The organism is Myxococcus sp. CA005 (genome assembly GCF_006518205.1).
Taxonomy (GTDB): Bacteria; Myxococcota; Myxococcia; order Myxococcales; family Myxococcaceae; genus Myxococcus; species Myxococcus xanthus.
In genome coordinates this window covers 1-21,969 of sequence record NZ_SRLV01000117.1, presented here as the reverse complement: position 1 = coordinate 21,969, position 21,969 = coordinate 1, and the positions used below count along the sequence as shown (strand labels likewise).

Annotated in this window: 20 protein-coding genes; 11 read left to right on the top strand and 9 right to left on the bottom strand. The window is 67.0% G+C overall.

All coding sequences use genetic code 11. The annotated features are described in order from the left end of the window. Nucleotides 1–297 (top strand): integrase core domain-containing protein (locus tag FMQ63_RS33495; RefSeq protein ID WP_141276910.1); only part of this gene is annotated, 297 nt, incomplete at its 5' end. 257 nt (nucleotides 298–554) lie between these two features. Here the strand turns inward: FMQ63_RS33495 and FMQ63_RS33490 are convergent. Further along, on the bottom strand, nucleotides 555–1,136 hold the full coding sequence (locus FMQ63_RS33490; protein ID WP_141276908.1) for a hypothetical protein: 582 nt from the start codon (nucleotides 1,134–1,136) through the stop codon (nucleotides 555–557). A 1,416-nt stretch (nucleotides 1,137–2,552) separates the two neighbouring features. Here FMQ63_RS33490 and FMQ63_RS33480 point away from each other — a divergent pair. After that, entirely contained in the window at nucleotides 2,553–2,918 is a 366-nt protein-coding gene (locus FMQ63_RS33480; protein ID WP_225909869.1) for a hypothetical protein, read from the top strand. On the opposite strand, the gene FMQ63_RS33475 is transcribed toward FMQ63_RS33480, so the two are convergent. From FMQ63_RS33475 to FMQ63_RS33455, 5 genes are all read right to left on the bottom strand, one after another. Next, nucleotides 2,864–3,352, bottom strand: a complete 489-nt coding sequence (locus tag FMQ63_RS33475) for a polyphosphate kinase 2 family protein (RefSeq protein WP_020478899.1) — start codon at nucleotides 3,350–3,352, stop codon at nucleotides 2,864–2,866. The two genes, FMQ63_RS33480 and FMQ63_RS33475, sit on opposite strands and share 55 nt — an antisense overlap. After that, nucleotides 3,349–3,807 carry a hypothetical protein gene (locus FMQ63_RS33470; RefSeq protein ID WP_020478898.1) on the bottom strand — a complete coding sequence of 153 codons (459 nt, stop codon included), beginning with the start codon at nucleotides 3,805–3,807 and terminating at the stop codon, nucleotides 3,349–3,351. The genes FMQ63_RS33475 and FMQ63_RS33470 overlap by 4 nt, the downstream gene beginning before the upstream one ends. Before the next feature lie 138 nt (nucleotides 3,808–3,945). Continuing rightward, nucleotides 3,946–4,527: a hypothetical protein gene (locus tag FMQ63_RS33465; protein WP_011552197.1), complete on the bottom strand. Its 582-nt coding sequence runs from the start codon at nucleotides 4,525–4,527 to the stop codon at nucleotides 3,946–3,948. A 148-nt stretch (nucleotides 4,528–4,675) separates the two neighbouring features. Continuing rightward, nucleotides 4,676–5,803 carry a GAF domain-containing sensor histidine kinase gene (locus tag FMQ63_RS33460; RefSeq protein ID WP_074960296.1) on the bottom strand — a complete coding sequence of 376 codons (1,128 nt, stop codon included), beginning with the start codon at nucleotides 5,801–5,803 and terminating at the stop codon, nucleotides 4,676–4,678. A 141-nt stretch (nucleotides 5,804–5,944) separates the two neighbouring features. Then, nucleotides 5,945–6,142: a hypothetical protein gene (locus FMQ63_RS33455; protein WP_020478897.1), complete on the bottom strand. Its 198-nt coding sequence runs from the start codon at nucleotides 6,140–6,142 to the stop codon at nucleotides 5,945–5,947. Nucleotides 6,143–6,207: 65 nt separating this feature from the next. Here FMQ63_RS33455 and FMQ63_RS33450 point away from each other — a divergent pair, with 65 nt between their 5' ends. Then, nucleotides 6,208–6,882 carry an ATP-binding protein gene (locus tag FMQ63_RS33450; RefSeq protein WP_011552196.1) on the top strand — a complete coding sequence of 225 codons (675 nt, stop codon included), beginning with the start codon at nucleotides 6,208–6,210 and terminating at the stop codon, nucleotides 6,880–6,882. A gap of 313 nt (nucleotides 6,883–7,195) precedes the next feature. Further along, nucleotides 7,196–7,591 carry a heme-binding protein gene (locus FMQ63_RS33445; RefSeq protein ID WP_020478894.1) on the top strand — a complete coding sequence of 132 codons (396 nt, stop codon included), beginning with the start codon at nucleotides 7,196–7,198 and terminating at the stop codon, nucleotides 7,589–7,591. 77 nt (nucleotides 7,592–7,668) lie between these two features. On the opposite strand, the gene FMQ63_RS33440 is transcribed toward FMQ63_RS33445, so the two are convergent. Both FMQ63_RS33440 and FMQ63_RS33430 read right to left on the bottom strand, forming a co-directional pair. After that, complete coding sequence (locus FMQ63_RS33440; protein ID WP_011552194.1) at nucleotides 7,669–11,043, bottom strand: hypothetical protein; 3,375 nt, start codon at nucleotides 11,041–11,043, stop codon at nucleotides 7,669–7,671. Nucleotides 11,044–11,629: 586 nt separating this feature from the next. After that, complete coding sequence (locus FMQ63_RS33430) at nucleotides 11,630–12,310, bottom strand: hypothetical protein (protein WP_020478892.1); 681 nt, start codon at nucleotides 12,308–12,310, stop codon at nucleotides 11,630–11,632. Nucleotides 12,311–12,736: 426 nt separating this feature from the next. On the opposite strand from FMQ63_RS33430, the gene FMQ63_RS33420 reads away from it, so the two are divergent. Continuing rightward, nucleotides 12,737–12,886, top strand: coding sequence for a hypothetical protein (locus FMQ63_RS33420; RefSeq protein ID WP_020480794.1), 150 nt, complete (start codon nucleotides 12,737–12,739; stop codon nucleotides 12,884–12,886). 37 nt (nucleotides 12,887–12,923) lie between these two features. Here the strand turns inward: FMQ63_RS33420 and FMQ63_RS33415 are convergent, their stop codons facing one another. Next, nucleotides 12,924–17,192, bottom strand: coding sequence for an ELWxxDGT repeat protein (locus tag FMQ63_RS33415; protein ID WP_167545724.1), 4,269 nt, complete (start codon nucleotides 17,190–17,192; stop codon nucleotides 12,924–12,926). A gap of 699 nt (nucleotides 17,193–17,891) precedes the next feature. On the opposite strand from FMQ63_RS33415, the gene FMQ63_RS33405 reads away from it, so the two are divergent. From FMQ63_RS33405 to FMQ63_RS37650, 6 genes are all read left to right on the top strand, one after another. Beyond that, on the top strand, nucleotides 17,892–18,356 hold the full coding sequence (locus tag FMQ63_RS33405) for a hypothetical protein (protein ID WP_011552190.1): 465 nt from the start codon (nucleotides 17,892–17,894) through the stop codon (nucleotides 18,354–18,356). Nucleotides 18,357–18,501: 145 nt separating this feature from the next. Continuing rightward, nucleotides 18,502–19,746, top strand: a complete 1,245-nt coding sequence (locus tag FMQ63_RS33400; RefSeq protein ID WP_011552189.1) for a hypothetical protein — start codon at nucleotides 18,502–18,504, stop codon at nucleotides 19,744–19,746. A gap of 117 nt (nucleotides 19,747–19,863) precedes the next feature. Further along, nucleotides 19,864–20,172, top strand: a complete 309-nt coding sequence (locus FMQ63_RS33395; RefSeq protein WP_011552188.1) for an adenylosuccinate synthetase — start codon at nucleotides 19,864–19,866, stop codon at nucleotides 20,170–20,172. Between the two features lie 46 nt (nucleotides 20,173–20,218). After that, on the top strand, nucleotides 20,219–20,770 hold the full coding sequence (locus FMQ63_RS33390) for a transposase (protein ID WP_011552187.1): 552 nt from the start codon (nucleotides 20,219–20,221) through the stop codon (nucleotides 20,768–20,770). Between the two features lie 187 nt (nucleotides 20,771–20,957). Next, entirely contained in the window at nucleotides 20,958–21,407 is a 450-nt protein-coding gene (locus tag FMQ63_RS37655; protein WP_157809268.1) for a DDE-type integrase/transposase/recombinase, read from the top strand. Beyond that, complete coding sequence (locus FMQ63_RS37650) at nucleotides 21,404–21,832, top strand: integrase core domain-containing protein (RefSeq protein WP_020478886.1); 429 nt, start codon at nucleotides 21,404–21,406, stop codon at nucleotides 21,830–21,832. Before FMQ63_RS37655 ends, FMQ63_RS37650 begins: the two co-directional genes overlap by 4 nt. Nucleotides 21,833–21,969: the final 137 nt, after the last annotated feature.

Below are 21,969 nucleotides of genomic sequence, written 5' to 3'. Positions count from 1 at the left end.
CTGGAGGCCAATGGCATTCAGACGGCCTACATCGCTCCAGGCAAGCCCTGGCAGAACGGTACCAACGAAAGCTTCAACGGCCGCTTCCGGGACGAGTGCCTGTCAGCGGAGTGGTTTTCCACCAGGAGGGAGGCCGTCGTCCTCATCGAGGCGTGGCGGCGCGACTACAACGAGAAGCGCCCGCACAGCAGTTTGGGCTACAAGACACCTGCGGAGGTCGGAGCTCGCCGTGCCCATGCCGGCCCCGTCGCATCATCCCTCGAGCACGGCATCAGCAGCGCCGCAGGACTCTCGTAACGCGTGGTCCGAAGAACGGGGGCAGAGCACAGCCGCGCTCACCGCGCCTGGCCCCACCATCCGCTTCACCATCTCCGCCTTGAATGCATCCGTGTACGACACAGCTACCTGCCTGCACTCGCCCCCATGGGGTGGTCAGCTCGGCCGGTCGGCCGAGGCGACAACTTCCCTGCCACAGGGGGCGCCCCTCACCTCCCGCTCTGCTCCCGCTCGCTACGCCCAAGAGGGCTCCTGTCCTTCCTATGCTCCAGACCAGGCTATGTTCGATAAAGGAATCCGGCCTCAGGCACACGCCCAATAATGGCAGACAACCCAGCCAAAGAAGGCAGATGCGCCTCTGTGTAACCAGCCTCCCGAAGCGCACGCTCAACAACAACCAACGGAGCCTTCCACTCCGACACAAAATCCATCTTAGCCATCAAAACAGGACCAGCATCAGAAAGGAGGCTTCCAACGCCCCCCACAACGCAATCCCAATCAGCACTTATCGCAATTTTCGAACCATCCCAAGACATCTTCCATGTCGACGAAAACGTATTGGACGGCCAGGAAACCTCCCACCCCCCCACGTCTTGGCGGAGAATCTCCTCAAGCATATCGACGACATCATCAACCATCAGACTGAGGTCATACTTGTACCCAACAGGTATGAACACACCTCTCCACACAACAAACGCCCACTCCGCGCTCCTTGGGAACACCGTCTGAACCGCATCAGCCAACGACTCATCTTCCCCATCAAACACACGAAGTGTCCGCGGGAGTCCCGCCTGAATCAAAAAATCAAGCGACATAAATATATCACTCCGCCAAATATCCGTGAAAAGTCCCGCCGCCATTATTCCGAACAAAGAATCGGTTCGCCCGAACGGTCTTGCCAGAGGGCAGATGCACTGCCGAGCTATGATTCGGGGGCAAATCCCCCCCCTGACTGTCTCGGCGCTAGTGTCGCAGCCTTCGCTCCCACATAATCCAAATATGCCTTACTTCCCCACTGCCCCTGTGCCACCCTTGAATCTACCGCCAGCTGCGATCCTTCTGTCCACTTGATTCCATGCTTCTTCGAACCAACATACTTAGCTTCTGGGCGTAGTGGCGCTACGACCGCCTCTTGCGCATCACTCGAGCTAGACGAATCATCTCCACCTCCGGATTGGTTCGCCATCTGCACTGCATTTAGGGCCCCGGTAATATTCACGCCCCCTTCAGCACCAGCAGCAACGCCCTGCACAGCAACAGCACCTCCAAGCACAGCTCCCTCAAGCAGGGGCGGAGCCGGGGCTGGAGGAGGAGAGCCCCGCCTTTACCGCGACGGTGGAGGAGCCGAGGAAGGAGCGCACACCCCGTTTGGACTGGGCCGGGCTGCTGCGCAGGACGTTCGCCCTGGATGTGTTCGCATGCTTGAGGAGTGGAGGCAGGCGGCGGGTGTTGGCGTACGTGAAGGGAGCAGGAGGGGTGAGAGCGATTCTGGAGCACCTGGGGTTGCCCACGGCGGGTGCGCACCTGGCCCCGGCGCGCGGGCCTCCCCAGGCCGCGTGGTGTTGAAGCTCAAGCCGCCACAGCCAGCCAAGAGAGCCAGGCCCCTGCCTCGCCCCGCCTGGGAAGGAGGCTGGGCTGGGCAGGCGTGTGCCTGCTGGAGATAAAGGGATTCTGCGCCGGCTCGGCGTGCGGCTCATGTGCCACCCGTCAGCGTCCCTCACCTCCCGCTCTGCTCCCGCCTGCTACCCCCAATAGCGCTCCTGTCCTTCCTTCTGTGTAGCGGCCCCCCGAATCAGGCACCTTGCCTCGTCTCACGTTCAACAGCAGACGCCTTCAACCAATCCTTTCCTTCCGCCCCTCGCCATCGCTGCCGCGGAGGCCTACTGGCAATCACTTCCTGCGTACCACCTGACTCCCAGCCCCTCTCCGCGAGGTTACTTCAGCCTTCTGTTCGCGCTCGACTTGGGCGGGCGTGCCGCCGGCGCATGGGGAGATTCGACAGCGGGGGCGCCCTCTATGCTGCGGCCCTGGACTGCTGGCCAAGGAAGGACACGCGCTCACCCGCTCATCGAAGCCTTTGGGAGAGGCCGCTGCTTGTCAAGCGACTGACTGGCTCACGCTCATGCCGCAGCCTCCAGCACTGCTGGCTTCGGCGCTCGGTATTCCGTCCCATCGCGCATCATCGCGAAGAGGATTCCGGCCAGCCGTCTCGCCAGCGCCACCACCGCTGTCTTCTTGCCCCTCCTGGCGGCAATCCGTTCGGCCCATTCTCGCAAATGGGCTGTCTCGGGTTTCTTCGCTCGCAACAGGCGCAGCGCCGGATTGGCGAGTGGATCGGGCTGGACGCCGGCGTACTCGCCGAGGGCCGCCGCGCGGACCTGGCCATCATCAACCCCGAGGGCCTGGACGGGAAGCTGGATGAAATCGCCGAGGCGCCCATGGAGAACTTCGGGGGCTTCGTCCGGCTGGTGCGCCGCAATGATGCCGCGGTGAAGGCCGTGCTCAACTCCGGGCGCGAGGCGGTACGGGAGGGCGCCGTGGCCCCCTCGCTGGGGCGCGAGCGCGGCTTCGGAAAGGTGCTCCGGGCTCAATACCTCTCGGGTATGAAGTTCTTCCCCGCGAGCGAAGCCTCGTCGTCATAGGCGCCCCGCTTGGAGCGGCGGGGCAGCTTCGCCTCGGGACGCTTCACCCTCTTGTGAGGAATCTTCTCCAGCAGGAAGCGGATGCAGTTGAGCCGCGCCTTCTTCTTGTTGTCGGAGCGCAAGATGAACCAGGGCGCATACGGCGTATCCGTCGCGGCCAACATCATGTCACGCGCCTGAGAGTAATCGTACCAGCGAGTCCACGGGTACATCTGGGTCTTCTCCCGGTCCGAGGGGACCGGCAGGGCCACCACTCGGAATACCCGGGGGCTCACCCGCTCCGTGATGGCGCGAATCGTACCGCCCTTGCCCGCCGCGTCCCTCCCTTCGAAGACCACGACGACGCGCACCCCCTCCTGCTTGACCCAATCCTGAAGCATGCAGAGCTGGGCCTGGAGCCTGCGAAGCTCCTTTTCATAGGCCTTGCGCTTCATGGGTTCCGTATGGGTGTCTGGTGCCATGACCTCGTGCCCCGGTAGGAGAAGAGGGGGGCTTCACTCCACGGGGGGGCCATGCCCGGGCACTGGCCCGGCGTCAGCTTCCCGGCGGTCTCGTGGATCTCCGCGCGCAGTCGCTCTCCATCCGAGGGGTCCACGGCTTTGTAGGCGATGGTGACGCCCTGGGGAGTGTCCTCCACGCGGGCGTAGGTCGGCACGCTCGGAGCCCCCGCAGAACCCGGGAGCCCGCTACCGCCCATGGCCTCGTAGTCGATGCCGGGAGGCTGCTCGAGGCCGCGGCGCCCCGATACGCCGTGCTCCGCCTGCCGCTGCATCATGTTGCGGCCACGCTGCCGGAGGTTCGCCACCTGGTCCTCCTCGGAGGTGGTGAAGACGAGGGCCACGCCGTCGGGCGTGTCCTCCGCCCGCGCCTGAGCGCCGGGGACCGTCATGCAATGCGGCCTCACGTGCCCGCCCCTCCCTCGCGTTGGAGCGGGCGCTCCACCCCACCCCTTTCAAGGAGTTGGGAGCATGTCACCTTGCGCGAGGGGGCAAGAGCCCTGGGGACAGGGCTCTTGCGGACCGGCCTGTCACGGTGAGCGGTCAATCTCCTCGGTGATGCCCACGTCCGTCACGGAACATGCGCCGCCGCTGCTCTCCACGAGGAGGAAGGACTCCGCCGGGAAGACGTTGACGCCGTGCAGGTACGAGCACTCGATGAGGGCGTTCATGTCCCGGCTGCTGCTGTAGGTGAAGACGCGGGCGGGCGCGCTGAAGTCACCGTCACCGCCCGGCGCGGTCGCCACCGCCGTGTTGGGCTTGAAGTCCCAGGACTTCACCTTCACCTGCCAGTGGTCGCCTGGGATGCAGCAGTCCGCCACCTTGACGTCGAGCTGCTTCGTGCCCGGGCAGCTCACGGCGTAGCGCTGGATCTGGCCGGGACGCGACAGAAGGCAGGAGAGGAGAATCTGCTGCCCGCCATCGGACAGCTGGGTGATTTGGGGCTGACGCTGGCCCGTGGAGCGGTAGTTGAGCTCGCCCGCGCGCGGCGCCGCCTCCGCGGGCTCGCCGGCGGCTGGCGGCTCCGCGGATGCGAGCGGCGAGACGCCGAGCGCGGCGCAATACAGGACGAGAGAAGCGAGCCTCCGGAGCTTCATGAAGGAAGCGGTCATGACGTATCTTTCTGTTGGCGCGAGAGAAGGACCTGCGCTCCAGGTAGCGCCCCGCCTGAGAGCAGCGGGGAAATAGGCATACGGAGCCGGGCCGGGCAGTGTTTCCGAGGGGCATGCATGCGTTCATGTCGTGAAAGCCAGCGTCTCCTCACGCCTGCGACTCTCCCGCGGCCTCCTTCAGGGGCTGGCACGGAAGCACCACCGTGAACCTCGAGCCCAGGCCCGGCGTGCTGTCCACGCGCACCGTGCCGCCCATGGCCTCCGTGAGGCTCCGAACGATGTAGAGGCCGAGCCCGAATCCGCCGTAGTGCCGGGTGGGCACCGCGCGCTCGAACCGCTCGAAGATGTGGAGCAGGCGCTCGGGCGGGATTCCGATGCCGTGGTCCTCCACCACGAGCTCGGCCGCCCCCTCCCCGCGTGAGAGCGAAATCTCGATGGGCCTGCCCTCGCCGAACTTGAGGGCATTGCCGAGGAGGTTCGCCACCACCTGGTCCAGCCTGCTCCGGTCCCACATCCCCTCGACGGGCCCTTCGGCGCGCACGTCCACCCGCGACCCGGTTCGGGCGGCGGTCTCGATGAACCGCTCCACGACCTCGCCCACGACGGCCAGGAAGTCCACGCGCTCCAGGTGGAGCTTGAGCCGCCCGGCGTGCAGCCGCGAGACATCCAGCACGTCGTCCACCAGGCGCATGAGGCGCTGCACCTGCTTCTCGGCCGACTCGAGGGCCTGCATGAGCCGCTCTGCGGAGGGGCGCTCGTTTCGTCTCCGCAGCACCGACTGAAGCACGATGTTCATGGAGATGATGGGCGTCTTCAGCTCGTGCGCCGCGACACCGAGGAACTCCTCACGGACGCGGATGCCCTCCTGGGCCTCCTGGTAGAGGTGGGCATTGTCGATGGCCATGGCCGCCCGGTGGGCCAGTTCCTCCATGAGCGCCAGGTCCGATGGCCCGAAGGGGCGCTTCGGGTCCGTGCGGCCCATGGAGATGGCCCCCAGCGTCCGTCCGCGCGCCATGAGCGGCACGGCCATGCCGCTCCGGGTCCCCAGCTCGCGGATGAGCCGGGCATTCTCGGCGTCGAGGCTGTAGTCGTGCATATCGGGCTCCGAGAGCTCGGAGCGCAGGAAGGGCTTGCCGGACCATGACGCGGATGGCCGGCTGGAGCGAGCCCCAGTGGGGCGGATAGCGCTCCTCCAGCTCGCGCAGGACCCTCTGCTTCGCGGGGTCGGAGTGAAACCCGGCCAGCCGGCGAATCCTGCCGTCCGCTTCGGCCACATCGACGATGCACCAGTCGGCGAACGTTGGCGCGACGAGGCGAGCCAGGCGCTGGAGCGTGGTCGGATAGTCGAGCGACTCGGCGAGCAGCGCGCTCGCGTCGGACAGGAAGCGCACGGCCTTCTCCGCGCGCATGCGCTCCCTCAAGCAGGTGCGCAGGAGGCGAGCGTGGGGCTTGAGGCGGCGGCCAGCACGGAGCCGATGAAGGAGAAGACGCCGCGAGTGGACTGGGCCGAGTTGCTCAGCAGGACGTTCGACGTCGACGTGTTCGCCTGCATGAGGTGTGGAGGCAGGCGGCGAGTGCTGGCGTACGTGAAGGGGGCGGAAGGGATGCTCACCATGTCCGGAACGGGTGCTCACCATGTCCGGAACGGGTGCTCACCTTGGGCCGGAATCGGTGCTCACCATGGTCCGGTACACGCAGAAGCTGCGCCTGTCCGGGCTGCTGCAGTCCCTCGAGCTGCGCTGCCGCGAGGCGGCCGACGCCAACTTGCCGCTGACGGAATTCCTCTACCGACTGCTGGCCGACGAGGTGGAGCGGCGCGACGGCAAGCAGTTGGACGTGCGCCTGCGCCGTGCCGCCTTCGAACGGCCCAGCACCCTGGAGGACTTCGACTTCTCCTTCAACGTCTCCGTCCCGCGCACCCAGGTGCTGGAGTTGGGCACCTGCACCTTTGTCGAGCGGCACGAGAACGTGCTGGTGGTGGGCCCTGCGGGCGTCGGCAAGAGTCACCTCGCCCAGGCGCTGGGCCAGCGAGCCTGTCGCGCCGGCCACGCCGTCCTCTACGTGAGCGCCCACGACATGCTCACGCAGTTGCGCGCCTCACGCGCCGACAACAGCTACGAGCGACGCCTCCTGCGCTTCACCACTCCAGCCCTGCTCATCATCGACGACCTCGGACTGCGGCCACTCACGGGTGAGGAGGGCATCGACATGTACGAGATTGTCCGCCGTCGCTACGAGCGCGTGGCCGACTTCAACGCGGACGGGCGGCTGGATGTCGCCGCGACGATTGCAGCGGCGAACACCGTCAGTCTGTTTCCGGGTCTGGGGGATGGCTCGCTCTCGGAGAGGGCATGACGTCGTCCTGGACGGAATGCCGCGCGGGCTCGTGGCCGGGAAGTTCAGCATCGGCGACAAGGTCTTGCTGATGGTGGGTCAGGAAGGCCTGGACTCCCTCTCGCTGCTGACGGCGACCTGTCTCCCCTGACGCACGCAGGCTGGTTCGTGCGACTCCGCGGAGCGCGAGGCGTGACAACCGTTTCCTTCAGGAACAACGTCCTTCCATCCCCTCGCGTCCAGAACACTCGCTAGTGCTCGTGCGTTCCCTGCCTTTCCTTCCTTGGGTGGCGGAGGCGTCCTGCGCGTCGCCAACCTCACTCAGGAGTGTTCCATGGTCCGTCTGGAAGACGCGCGTCCCCTCATCGCCGCAGCCGAGAAGAAGGCTCAGGAACTGGGGCAGCCCATGAACATCGCTGTCGCGGACGAAGGCGGCAATCTCGTCGCGCACGTGCGCATGGATGGGGCGTGGCTGGGCAGCATCGACATCTCCATCAAGAAGGCATTCACTTCGCGTGCCTTCGATATCACCACGCAGGAACTGGCAAAGAACGCCCAACCCGGTGGGCAGTTCTACGGCATCCACGCGTCCAACGACGGAAGGGTGATGATCTTCGCGGGCGGCATCCCGCTGAAGAAGAATGGCAAGGTCGTGGGGGCTGTCGGCGTCAGCGAAGGCTCTGGCGACCAGAACCATGCGGACGCCACCGCGGGCGCGTCCGCTTTCTAGCTCCGAGCAGAGGTGACGCGAACAACAGGGGATGAGCTCCCGTGAGGCGCCTCGCCTCCACCACCGCACGTCGGACGTCAGATGCGCTGTTCGGCGAGCGCGTGCGCACGCTCGCGCTCAATCACACTGCCGACACCGATGGTCACCATCCCCACCGACAGGGCGACGGCGACGCCCGCGGGGCCGCCCAGGGCGCCCGCGGCGGCGGCCGTCCCGAAGTAGCCAGCCAGGGCGCCACCCGCTTGCACTGCGCCGAGGGCGACCTGGTACGTGTCGTCTTTGGAGATGCCCTCCGCCACCGAGAGGCCACCGCTGATGACTCCCACAGCCGCGTTGAGTCGTCCCGACCACTCCGCGAACTTGATGGGATTGACACGGCCATTCAGCGGGCCTGGCAGGCCCGATGGGGAGATGGTGGTGCCCGACCCCTTGGCGGCGAAGCGCATGAGCCCGACTCCCTCGACCACGCCCACCGCCCCTCCCAGGACGTCCGCGCCGGCTGTCGCGAGCTCACGCGCGCCCTTGAAGCTTAGCAGGTTCTGCTCGTCGAGCGCCTTCTTGAAGTCTCCCACGCCGCTCACGATGTCGTTGATGCCGGCGGCCACCTGGAAGCCACCCACCATTCCCACCGAGAGGCGCTCGTTCCGGTTCAGGTTCAGCGTGAGCTCCTGCTTGAACGCGTCCTCGGGTTTCAAGCTGAAGAACTTCGGGTTGTCCGCCGGGTCCGGCTTGCCCTGCGCATTCGCCGCCCGGGAGTTGGCCTCCTTCGCCAGTCGAGCCAGCCCATACTCCGACGCATCGCCCGCGACGCCCATGCCCTCGCTCTCCGGTGCCTCCGGCGTGTCCTTCAGGGCCTGGGTATGCAGCGCCGACAGTTGGGTGAAGTGATTGAGCTCGTTCTGCAACCCGTTGACCGCGTAGGCCCCCAGGGCCGCCTGCGCGGGTGGCAAGTCCTGCTTGAGCTGGTTGGGGCCATCGAAGGACTTGCCGTTCACCATCACGCGCTCAGGAGGAATGGACGCCTCGGCGGTTCCCTCGGGCCCCGTGAGCTTCGACTGGGCGTGGACGACCTGCGGCTCCTTGGGCGTCTGCGCCGTCGTCAGCGACTGCTCGTAGGTGCGCTTGGGCTTGCCGCCTCCTTCTTCCGAGCCCGTGGTGCGCTCGGTGACCTCCACCTCGCCCTTGGCATTGCGCGTTTCGGTGCGCTGGAAGTCCTTCACCCGGCGAATGCCCGTGACGTCTGTCTGGTCCGAGTGGCTCGCGGTGATGAGGCCCTGGTTGTTGTACGTCCGGGTGGTGGTGCTCTTGACGTCCACCAACTCCACGTCTTCGCCCTTCTGGGCAGGCTTGGGGAGCCGTCCCTCGGTCGTCTCCGTGACAGTGTTGCCCTCCAGCTTCTTGCGAGTGACGAGCGTGACGTTGGGCTGTCCCTCGAAGAAGGTCTGGGTGTTCAGCTCGCCATCGCCGGCCTTCTCAAGCACGTAACTGCGAGGCGCGGCGTCGTCAGCCTGAATGGATTCTTTCCGAACCTTTTCCAACTCCTTCGCGCCAGCGGGGCGGTCGGCCTTGGCAGGGCAGTCCACGGCCTTGGTCGACGTGCGCGTCAGCCGCAGCCGATCTCCCTGCGAGTACGACGACGACTCGGTCACCGTCGCCTTCGCGGGCTTACCCTGCTCGTCCTTCGCACCGGGGGGCGGAATGACGGTGGTGGTGACGTCCATCTTGTCAGAGGGCACGGTCTCCATGAACTCGCCAAACCTGCCGGTAACGTGGTCTCCCTTGTTGATTTGGGAGAAGGTCTTCTTCGTCTCCGTCAGCGACCCATCCGGCGCGCGTTGGGTGGTGGTCTGACTGGCGGATGGACCCACCTGGAACTTCGTCTCGGCGTACGAGGCGCCCTTGACCTTCCCCTCTGCCAGCTCCTCGCGCGACGGCGGCGGCGCGGCGGCATCCTGCTTCCAGCGCGCGTCGATGGCGGTGCTCGGCCCCCCCGGCTCCTCGCTCTCGAAGATGGAGCGGCGCGCCTCGCCGGACTTGTCCACCTTCGTCGAGTCAACCTTGACCTTGTCGCCCTGGAACGACAGCTCGAGCCGCTCGGTCACCTTGCCATCCTTGTCCTTGCGCACGAGGACCGCATGGTCCTTCGTCGCGCCGGGCTCGACGTTGAAGGGCGCCTTCGACTTGGGGTTCTTCGCGATGTCGTCGAGCGTCTGGCGGGCGGTGGTCCGTGTTTCCTGGTCCAGCAACTTCTGACGTGCGTTGAGCCCGTCGCGCTCAGCGGACACGGAGTTCAGGGCCACCTCTGACTGGAGCTCCTGGTCCAGCTTGCTCGGCTTGGACTGGGTCTTGATGGCCGGGTCGAGGTTGGAGAGCGAGTCCGCGGCCTGGTAGCGCTTCGCCGCGCGCAGCTGCTGGACCATTTCTCCACCCAGCTTCGCTACCGCTGGGTCTTTCGCGTTCTCCTTGAGGGAGCGGCCCGGCTCGCCCACGCCATCCAGGGACTTCGACTTCGAGGCCGACAACAGCTGCGTCGCCAACTCCTTGCGAGCCCCTTGCCCCGCCATGTCCGCGCCCTGGGCCAGCGACTTCATGAGCTCCGGCTTCTTCGAGTGGTGCAGCGACCTGTCATTCACCTGGGCATTGACGAATGCATCGCGCTGGGGCTTCGTCTCCTTCCAGAGGGCGGCCCGGTAGGCCGGGTCCGGATTGAGCGCGAGTTGCTTGCGCAGCTCCTCGGCGCCTGCAACAGGGCCCTCGTTCGAGTGCTTCGCGTTCTTCACCGCGTCGTCAATGTGGCGCACGTCCGCGCGCGCCGCCTCTTCCGGAGTCACCGGAACGGACGCGCCGAGCAGCTTCTGCTGGTCCTTCTTGCTCAGGCTGCCCGCGTCGTAGACGTCGCGGACCTCGTTGGCCTTCGGGAAGGGCTCGGGCTGGCCCGCTTGCTTCGCGCTGGCATTGGCCGTCTTCTGCGCGCTCAGCGCGGTGTCCGCTTTCTCGAGGGCCACTCGCCGGGAGGTCTCCGCCCGCTCGAGGCCGTCCCGCGCATCCTGGGAGGTCTCCGCGGCCCGGGCCGTGGCCCGAGAGACTCTGTCCTCCGCGTCCCTCACGCGCTCGTCAGACGGTGGTAGCCGCGTGCTGTCCGCAGGACGCTGGGCCTGCTCACCCTGGCGGGGGGAGACTGATTCGCGCGACTTGCGAACCTTCTCGAGCGCCTTCTCTGCTTCCGCCTTTTCCTTCTGGGCCTCCTTGTTCACCTGCTCGGCGTCCCGCGCCTTCTTGGCGTCCCGCAGGGCCTGTGCCTGGGCCTTGGCTGCTTCCCTGCGCGCCGTATCGGCGGTCTTCTTGGCGTCCGCCGCGGGCTTCTTCTGCTCCAAGGCGGGTGGAGGGGTAGGCGGCGCAACCGGAGTGGGCGGGATGCGTGGCTTCTGCGTATCGACCTTCGGAGGAGGCATGTCGAACTCCAGAGAGACGCTTGTGATTGGGTTGCTTCGAAATGGACGAAGAGATCAGCCGAAGGACGCGGTGACGGGGGCTACGCTCTCTTGTCGGCCGCGCTGATGATGCGGTTGAAGTTTCGCGACCGGTCGAGCTTCCTGGTGGAGACATCCGTGTGCGCGACCCCATCGCCCAACGGGACTTCGCGGCGCTTGACCCGGCAGGAATTCTTCCGCAAGGCCACACGGCAGCGTGCCGGCTCCCTCGTTTCGACAAGGGACTTCTTCCGCTCCATGGGCAATCCTGGGTTGGGCTGTTCGGGCCATCGGTGCGTAAGAGGGCATGGGCGAACCTGTGTCCCAAAAATCTCTGGGCAGCCCGCATGGTCGCGCGGCGCCCCAAGGCCGTTTGCTCTGGACGGTGTCGTGTACGCGACGGATGCCCTGGAACTCGTCCGCCGTGTGGACGCTACGCGTGCCAGGCGCCTGCCCCGCGCATCGCCAACCCTGCTGGAGCGATGACCGCGCGCTCCTCGCTCGCTCGCGTTGACGCCCTCATGACGCGGTGACCGAATCTTGGGGGCGGCGCAGCCATTCCCTTCGGTCAGCTACTCAAATCCACGGGCAGCTCGAACGGCGTGAACGATGTGATGGAGCTTGGTGCCGTCACGCTCCAGTGGAGGCTGGGATCTCGTCCTTTATGGCGGAGATGCCCACGCACGACCTGGGCGGCGGGATCCACGTTCCACGACAAGGAGAAGCCCTCGAGCGGAGCGACGGCAGGAACCTCCATCGTGCCGAGTGGAACCGAGGTGAGTTGAAGAGGGGGCGGCATTGTCACCTCGGGAGTCGAGCCGCCCTCCGTGTGGACCGTTGCGCTCGCGGAGGTGAGTCCGAACTCTCCCTCGGAGCCCACGAGCACCATCGTGTGAAGCTGGATGAGGTCGAAGGGCGGGGTGAGCGGCATCGCGGGAATCTGGAGCGGCGGAGTGTCGATCGCCTCGTTCCTGAAGAGGAACCCGGAGCCGAAGTAGAAATCCATCGTGACGTAGGCCTTCGCGCCGTAGGCTTTGAGGTTTTTCACGTTGACGCGCTGCGGCTGGTCCTCCGCGTGATCCAAAACGATCTCCACGCCGTCGAGCGTCTGCCCGGAAGTGAAGGTGATGTCCTTCTTGATTCCGAAGCGACGTGTCGGATGGGCTTGCTCCATGGCAAGGAGGTGCACCGGCGCGGCGACGCTGCCAGAAACGTCAATCTCGAACGAGCCATCCTCCGCGGCACTCACAGAGTTGCCTCTAACCCGCTTGTCGGCGGTCGCGACGATGACGCGCAGGGCGCCGTTGCTCCTCCCGTGACGCGTCCCTTCAGGGTGGCTTGCTTTCCGTATTCGGTGTCCTGCTGTGGGGATGGCTGGAGCCAGACCTCTGGCTGCTGGGCTTGCCCACGGCCTGTGCGAGGTTGGCCCCGGCACGAGGGCCACCCCAGGCCGCGGGGTGTTGAGGCGCAAGACAGCTAACAGGCCGGCGGCCCCTGCCACGCACCTGATGGGAGCGCGGCCTGGGCAGGCGTGTACCCCCAAGGGGGTTCAATCAGTCTGTCCACCGGCCGGGAGCATCGCTCGGGAGGCCCCGTCAGCGGCCCTCCTCGGCCCCTCCGCTCCAGCCCTCACCCTCAACTGGGCCTCTATCCCGCCTATACGTTGGAGGAGCTGGTGCAAGGTGCGCCTGAGCTCGTGGCACTGCCCCGGCATGGTCAGCACCTCATCGCCACGCTGCACGGCGCGTTGAAGGCGCCGGACGCCGTGCCCCCGGGCAATCCGCTGCTCCCGGGTGCACGCCGCCTGGCCGCGCTCCTGGGCTGAGCGCGGCGGCCTCCACGATGGCCGGCAGCCGCGCCCCTTACATGCGATGGCGCAGGCGTCGACGCGCCACCTGCCAGCCGGCCAGGACGAGGACACTCCAGGTGAGGCTCATGGGCCCGCCCGCATCCGCGCTACTGCTGCATCCCGTTTGGGGGGCCGGTATCAGCGTGGGCTTCCTGACTCGCACAGAGACCAGGAAGGAGCACTGGGCGGCGTTCCCCGCTGTATCGGTGGCCGTCACCACCACCGGCGTCGTGCCCGAGGCGAAGTGGCCACCAGACGCCAGGCTATAGGCCACCGTCACGGAGGAGACTCCATCAACAGCAGAGGCAGGCGCATAGCTCAGGACCGTGCCCTCGGGGTCCTGGGTCTCCACTGAGACGTCTGACGGGCACATCACCTGGGGCGCAGTGGTGTCCTGCACCGTCACCGCGAAACGGCACGAGGCCTCATTACCCGCGGCATCCGACGCCGTCACGGCGACCGCCGTGGTGCCCAGCGGGAAACGGCTCCCGGAGGTCTGACTGAACGCGATGGACGGGTCGTGGGTCACGAGGTCCCGAGGCTGGACTCCTGCGAAGGTGACCACCGCGCCTTGCGTGTCCTCTGCCTCAAGGACCACGTCCTGGGGACACCCCAACTCTGGAGGTGTGGTGTCGCGCACAGTCACTGTGAACTGGCACGCGGCGGCGTTTCCAGCGGCATCCGTCGCGGTCACCGAGACGAGTGTCCCCCCTAGCGGGAAGTCCGCTCCAGAGGCGTGGCTGTACACCGGTTGAACCTGGGACACCACATCCACGGCCTGGCCCGCCGGATAGCTCACCGTCGCGCCGCCAGCACCCGTCGCCTCCACGATGACTTCCTCAGGGCACGTCAGGACTGGCGCTGCCGTGTCTCGCACAGTCACCAGGAATTGGCACGAGCCCACATTTCCCGCGTCGTCGGTCGCAGTCAGCGTCACCGGCGTGGAACCCAACATGAAGGTGCTGCCGGAGACCGGGCTCGCCGTGACCTGAGGCGAGGCCGTCACCGCATCCGTTGCCTGGGGCAGCACGAATCCCGCCACGGCCCCGGCGGGCCCCATGGCCTCCACCACGACTTCGGCCGGGCAGACGATGGTGGGCGCCGTGGTATCCCGCACGGTCACCGTGAACTGGCATGTGGACGCGTTGCCTGCGCCATCCGTGACGGTGACGGTGACAGGCGTCGTCCCCACCGCGAAGGGCGTCCCGGAGCCCTGGCTGTACGTCACCTCGACCGAGGAGACATCATCCGAGGCGCTCGCCGCCGGATAGCTCACGGTCGCCCCCGTGGCGCTCGTGGCCTCCCAAACGACATCGTCGGGGCATGTCAGCAGAGGTGCCTGGGAGTCTTGGACCGTTACCGTGAACTGGCATGTCGACGTGTTGCCAGCTTCATCCGCGGCCGTCACCGTCACGGTCGTCTCCCCCAACGCGAAGACGCTTCCGCTTGGGATGTCATAACTCAGGGCCGGGGAGAGCGTGATGTCGTCCGTCGCCTCCGCCGCCGGGTAGCTGACCTGCACACCCGCGGTGCTCGTGGCCTCGGCGGACACGGGTGCGGGGCACGTCACGGACGGAGGGACGGTATCTGCCGGGGCTGGAGGCGTCAGCACCCAGAGTTCCCTGCCGTGAATGACGTCGTCTCCGAGGAAGTAGACGCGCCCGCCCGAGACGGTGAGCGACGTGGGCGAAACAGAGGCGGCGCCCGGGAGGAGGTCCGTCACCCGCACCGTGCCGGCTTCTGTCCCATCGCTCTTCCAAATCTCAGCACCGGAGACGCCATCATCAGCCACGAAGTAGAGGACGCCGTTCAAGGCGACGAGCCACTGGGGCGCGGAGCCGAGCGGGCCCTGACGGATGTCCTTGACCCGAACGGTGCCCGCCTCCGTCCCATCGCTCTTCCACAGCTCACGTCCAGAGGTCCCGTCATCCGCCGTGAAGAACACCACCCCCTCCATCGGAGTGAGGGACTGCACGGTGGCGCTCGCACTCCACGGCCGGATGTTCTTGAGCAACACCGTGCCGTCAGTCGTCCCGTCGCTCTTCCACAGCTCAGAGCCAGCGGCCGAATCGGTGCCCGGGAAATAGAGGGCGCCGCCCATCTTGACCATCCCTTCGGGCAAGAGGCCTGAGGAGAGGCCCGGCCTGATGTCCTTCACCCGGACCGTCCCCTCCTCCGTCCCGTCACTCTTCCACAGCTCGAGGCCATAACTCCCGTCATCGGCCGCGAAGAAACCCCACCCATTCAAGACCACGGCGGGATGAATCGAGGAGCTCTGCGTTCCGGGCGTGATGTCCTTCACCCGGACCGTCCCCCCCTCCGTCCCGTCACTCTTCCACAGCTCACGGCCCGTCACGCCATCGTCGGCCGTGAGAAAGAACGACCCATCCATTCCAATCAGGGAGCTGGGCCGCGGATCGGACGACCGAGTGCCGGCCGCGATGTCCTTCACGCGAACAGTCCCCTCCTCCGTGCCGTCGCTCTTCCACAGCTCCTTGCCCGTGAGCCCATCGGTCGCGGCGAAGTAGAGCATTCCCCCCACGTCGCGTAGCTCGGAGGGGTTGGAGCTGCCGATTCCCGGCAAGAGGTCCTTCACGCGCACCGTGCCCGCCTCCGTTCCGTCGGACTTCCACAGCTCCGTCCCGGTACCGGATTCGCTCCCGGCGAAGAAGAGCGTGGACCCCACGGCAGCGAGTTGCCCCGGAGTGCCAAAGGTCATCAGCTTGACGCGCCCGGTCCCCTCCATCGTGCCATTGCTCTTCCAGAGCTGGAGACCATCACGGCCGTTCGTGGCCAGCAGGAACAGCGTCCCGTCCACATCCGTGAGTGAACGTGGCTCGGAACTGACGCCGCGGGTCTGGATGTTGCGCACCAGCGCCGTGCCTTCGGCCGTCCCATCGCTTTTCCACAGCTCGCTGCCATGGACGCCATCGTTGGCGGAGAAGTAGAGCGTCCCGGCATCAAAGACGATGGATGAGATCATGGCGTCACGCGGCGCAGGCACGAACGTGGTGATGCGCACCGACCCGGCCTCCGTCCCATCTGTCTTCCACAGCTCGCTGCCCTGGAGGCCGTTGAAGACGAAATGGAGCGTGCCCTCCACGTCCGTCAGATTCGCGATGACGGGCCAGGCGGAACTTCCATTGAATCCCAGCACGGGCACCGTGCCTTCACTCGTCCCGTCGCTCTTGAACAAGCGGTAATTGGCAAGGGGACTCCCGCCCGACGTGGCGAAGTAGAGCGTCGACCCTACGGCCGTGAAGAAAGGGGACATGATGACGCCGGAGATGTCGGCGACCTTGACGGTCCCCTCCGTCGTCCCGTCACTCTTCCACAGCGCCTTGGTGTTGAGATTGATGGTGAATACGAAGAAGAGCGTGCCGTTGACGTCGGTGAGGAACTCCGGCTTCGAGCTCGAGTGAGGAGCCGTGAAGAGGTCCTTCAGGCAATACGTCCCCGCCGCCGTGCCGTCGCTGCGCCACAACTCCTCTCCGTTGGCACCATCATTGGCCGTGAAGTAGAGCGTGCCGTTCACCCCGATGAGATTGCGAGGAGCGGAGCTACCGCTGCCCGGATGGATGTCCCTCACCCGGACCGTACCGGCCGCCGTCCCATCGCTCGTCCACAACTCCAGGCCCGTCGCGTCGTCGTAGACGTTGAAATAGAGGCGCTGGCCCACGGCCGTCAGCCAGGGGCTTGAGGTCCAGGAGCCAAGGGATGTCACCGCGACAGTCCCCGCCACCGTGCCATCGCTCCGCCACAGGGCCTCCCGACCGTTGTTGCCGCTCGCCACGAAGTAGGCCGCCCCATTCATCGGGACCAGGAGGTTTTCGCCGGCGCCCCCCTGAGGCGTGCCGGCGAACAGTTGAACCGTGCCCTCCGGGGTTCCGTCGGTCTTCCAGACCCCATGGGCCACGAAGACAACCGTGTCATTCACCAGGAGGAAGCTCCTGGGGTTGGAGGTGGAGGTGCCAGGAGCGAGGTCCTTGACGAGGACCGTGCCGGTCTCGGTCCCATCGCTCTTCCACAGCTCCACGCCAGTGCTGTCCTGTCTGGCGGCGAAGTACACAGTCCCATTGAGAACCGCGAGCGAGGTGGGATCTGCCCCCATGTCACCTGGACGCAGGTCCAGCTGTTCGACCTGTTCCACCAGGCCAGCTCGCTGGACACGGACGCCGCGTGCCCCCTCGACGGTACCGTCCACCTCCGCGGAATCCGCACAGCTCATCACCACCGCGAGCAACATCACCCCGTAGGCCGGGGCCCTCCACCCACTGAACATGCTCCCCCTCCATCGTGTAGCCAGCGACCCCAGGATGGGAGCACCGCGAGCGAACGATCTTCGGCGGAAACACCTGTCGTCAATCCCCCCTTCTCTGTGGCGCAGGTCGACCTTGTCGCGCGTCATCGGCAAGGTGCCCGTAGACGTGTGCAGCCACAGGGAGAATGCCCCCCAGCCGGCCGGTTCCCTCAAGCAGGTGCGGAGGAGGTGCGCGCGGGGCTTGAGGCAGCGGCCAGGAAGGAGCGGATGAAGGAGAGGACACCGCGAGTAGACTGGGCCGAGTTGCTCAGGAGGACGTTCGACTTCGACGTGTTCGGCTGCGTGAGGTGTGGAGGCAGGCGGCGGGTCTTGGCGTATGTGAAGGGGGCCCCCGGGGTGCGGGCGATTCTGGAGCACCGGGGCTTGCCCACGGCCTGTGCGAGGTTGGCCCCGGCACGAGGGCCACCCCAGGCCGCGGGGTGTTGAAGCTCAAGCCGCCAGAGCCAGCCAAGAGAGCCAGGCCCCTGCCGCGCCCCGCCTGGGAAAGCGGCTGGGCTGGGCAGGCGTGTGTCTGCTGGAGATGAATGGCTTCTGCGCCGGCCCGGAGTGCGGCTCATGGGCTCCCCGTCAGCGTCCCTCACCTCCCGCTCTGCTCCCGCCCGCTACGCCCAATAGGGCTCCTGTCCTTCCTATGCTCGCAAGCGCCGGGGCTACTTCTTCATGACGGGCGACGAGCGGCCCTACGGCTATGTCTCGCGCAAACAGGTGAAGCAGCTCATCGGCGACACGCTGGAGCAGGACCTGCCGGTGAAACACGTGGTGGACGAGCTGCAGCTCACCTACGAGCCGTTCGTCCTCATCCCGGACCTCGCGCGGCGGCGCAACTGCGAGCGTGACTGGCGGGAGCTGCTCGGCGACCGCGTCATCTGCCTGGAGGCCCCCACCGACACCGTGGAGGTGGCGGCGGGGCTGGTGGGGCTGTACGAGGGCGCGTTCTCCGACCTCGATGCGCTCGCCTGGCACTTGAAGAAGCAGGACCTGTCGCGGCAGCGGCTGGGCGCCGTCATCCGCGCGCTCACGCCCTTCGCGGCGACGCTGGGACGGGACGGCATCCCCCGGCCCGAGTTGGAGGACGAGCACCTGCCCACGAACGACGACAACTCGGGGTACCGGCGTCTGCGCTGATTCGAAGCCTCTTCCGCGTCGCGAGCGGAAGGACCTCACGGGCATTGGCACCCCATGAGCCTGTTTTCACCCGGGCACAACCAGACTCGGGCGCCCGTTTCGAATAGAGCGTCAGGACGTCCGACCTCCCCGCGACAGGTGCCGCATGCCTCTCCCCAGACTGACCCTGCTTTCCGCCGTTCTGCTCACGGGCTGTGCGACCAGCCCCGCCGCGAACCGCACTGAATCCAAGCCCGCTCCCGCGGCGTCAGCGCCCGCCGAGCCACGCACCGTCCGTGAAGCGCTCGCCCGGGAAATCACCGCGCCGTTGCCGCACAAGCCCGTGGAGGCCGAGGGAGTCCTCTTCCGGGGCAAGGTGCTGGCCGCGGGTACGCCGGAGCTGATGAAGCGCCCCAATGGGGTGACCATCCTCACCCTCCCGATTGGGACCTCCGAGCCGGTCACCTGTCTCTTCTACACGAGCTCCATCGATGCCGGCGCCGCAGTGAGGAGCCTGCTCGAGTCACTCCTCGATGACGTCACCGTGGAGCGGGTGCGCGCCACGGACGTCAAGTCCTTCACGGGCAGCCCCGCCATGTACCTAGAAGGTGACTACTCGCGAGGCGCCGCTCCGGCCGTGCAGGTGGGTCGCATCAAGGTGATGGTCCACGCGGACCCCGTGCTCCCCAAGACCTGCTTCCACAACGAGCTGGGATACACGAAGACCTTCCTCGACGTCACCGAGTCCATCGCCACGGGCCTCACCTCCACGGCGCGGGAGCAGCCGGTGGCGCCCTACTACAGCGACGTGCAGGTGATGCGGCTGGGCGACGTACCCCTCGGGTTCCAGTACACGGCGCTCTTCGGCGCCAAGGCGGGCGGGAGCATCCTTGAGGTCAGCACCACGATGGTGCGTCCCGGGGCCCCGGCCCAGCTCCAGTTCCAGGACACCAACATCACGGAGCAGGCGGACATCTCGGGAGTGCTCGTCGCCAAGAGCTATTCCAAGCGGGTCAACGACACGGTCGCCGCGAATGTGCGCCTGCGCCGGGAGCAGAACGGGAGCTACGGCGTCTCGGGTCAGGTGGCCGCCAAGGAGGTGCAGGCTCAGTTCGGGGGCGAACTCATCGGCGAGGTGGGGCTCGCCGCGCGGCTCCGCGAGGGCCTGCTGAAGGGCCAGGGCGACGCGCTCGAGGCCCTGCTGTGGGTACCTCCCGCCGACGCGTCCGCACCGACGAAGATGGTCATCCGCCCCCGCGAGGAGGCGGGAGCCCGCGCCGCCACGATGGAGCTGGGCCCGATGTCCGTGAAGGTGGAGCTCGACGCCCACGGCTTCCCCCAGCGGACGGAAATCCCCTCGGGAAGCGCCACTGTCGTCCAGGAGCGGCTGTCCCAGACTGGCGAGCCGTAGCGGCAGGCGGGCGTCGAACACTAAAGGGGCCGCGTCCAGGTTCGACGCGGCCCTGGACGCGGGCGGTTGTGAATGCACCGTGCGATGCTGTGGGCCGTCCCCACCTCACGCACACCCATGAGTCCCTCCCGCACAGCCCACCTCGTCGTTGAGCTCGGCTTCGGAGACACCAGCAAGGGCACGCTCACCGACTGGCTGGTGCGCCGCCACGGCGCGGGGCTCGTGGTGCGCTTCAACGGCGGAGCCCAGGCCGGCCACAACGTCATCACCGATGACGGGCCGCACCACACCTTCTCGCAGTTCGGCGCGGGCACCTTCGTCCCGGGCGTGCGCACGCACCTGGCGCTGACCACCCTCCTCCATCCCCTGGCCATGCGGGTGGAGGTCAGCTCCCCCCTGTGTCAGGGAAGTTGTCGCCTCGGCTGACCGGCCGAGCTGAGCACCCCATGGGGGCGAGTGCAGGCAGGTAGCTGTGTCGTACACGGATGCATTCAAGGCGGAGATGGTGAAGCGGATGGTGGGGCCAGGCGCGGTGAGCGAGGCTGCATTGGCTCGCCAGGTGGGAGTCTCGCAGCCGACGCTGTCGCAGTGGTTGCGCGAGGCGCGTAGGGTAGCGGCGATGACGCCGCCGCCCGAGGAGAAGAAGCCCGCTGGCCCGAAGAAGTGGACGCCCGAGGAGAAGCTGCGCGTGCTGGTGGCGGCCCAGGGGCTTGAGGGTGAGGAGTTGGGGGCGCTGCTGCGCCGCGAGGGACTGCACGAGGTGCAGTTGAAGGAGTGGCGGCAGGCGGCTGCCGGGGCCCTGTCGGGCGAGTCCACCGGGCCACTGACGGCCAGCCAGCGCCGCCGGCTGGCCTCTTCGGAGAAGCGGGTGAAGGAACTCGAGCGAGAGCTGCGCCGCAAGGAGAAGGCGCTGGCCGAGACGGCGGCGCTGCTGGTGCTCGAAAAAAAACTTCAGGCGATGGGCTGGGACGAGAAGTCTCTGGAAGACGAGGACGACGCAGCGGACGAGAAGCGCGAGAAATGACGCTCGCCCACGTCGATGAGGCGCTGCAAAAGGGCGTGCGCCTGCAGGCCGTCTGCGAGCGACTCGGGGTGCCCCGCGCACCATCCAACGCTGGAGGAAGCCTGCCACGGCCCAGGACGGCAGGTTCGGCCCACATACCCGGCCGGCCAACCGGCTTTCCGAGCTGGAGCGGCGGCGCATTCTCGCCGTGGCCAACAGCGAGGAGTTCCGCGACGTCTCGTCCAAGCAGATTGTCCCCAGGCTGGCGGACAGGGGCGAGTACGTGGCCAGCGAGGCAAGCTTCTACCGAGTACTGCGCGAAGCGGGGCAACTCGCGCACCGAGGCTGCGCCAAGGCGCCCAGGGCCAGGGCCAGGGCCAGGGCCAGGGCCAGGGCCAGGGCCAGGGCCAGGGCCGAGCACCTCGCTACCGGGCCGAATCAGGTGTGGAGTTGGGACATCACCTACCTGAAGGGCCCGGTGAAGGGGGCTTTCCTCTACCTGTACCTGGTGGTGGACGTCTTCAGCCGCCGCATCATGGGCTTCGAGGTGCACGAGGAAGAGTCGTCCGAGCATGCCGCGGCCCTCATCCGCCGCTGCTGGCAGGAGGCTGGCTGCCCGAAGGGATTGTGCTGCATTCGGACAACGGTGGCCCGATGAAGGGCGCTACGCTCTTGGCCACCTTGCAGTGGCTGGGCGTCACCCCATCCTTCAGCCGGCCCCGCGTTTCGGACGACAATGCATTCTCCGAGGCCCTCTTCCGCACGCTGAAATACCGCCCCACCTTCCCGCAGCGCCCCTTCGCGTCCGCCGAGGACGCGCGTGCATGGGTGATGCGCTTCGTGGCTTGGTACAACAGCGAGCACCGGCACTCCGCCATCCACTTCGTCACGCCAGACGACAGACATTCCGGCCACGAGGCAACGCTCCTCGCCCGGCGCGACCAGGTGTATCAGCGTGCCCGAGTCCGTCACCCCGAGCGCTGGAGAGGTGGCACCCGCAACTGGACGCCAGCGGGCCCCGTCCGTCTCGGGCCCTCTCCGAACCTCACCCCGGCAGTACAGGAGATGAAGCGCATCGGCTGAACCCTCTCACGCGGTCGGGTCGGGGGCCGGCGCGGTGGTGTGCAGGCTGCTCTTGGCCGTATCCGCCGTTTCCGGCTTCGTGCCCGTGTAGAGCGCGCCATCACTCCGTCTCCGGTCCCCGCCACATCGAACCGGAC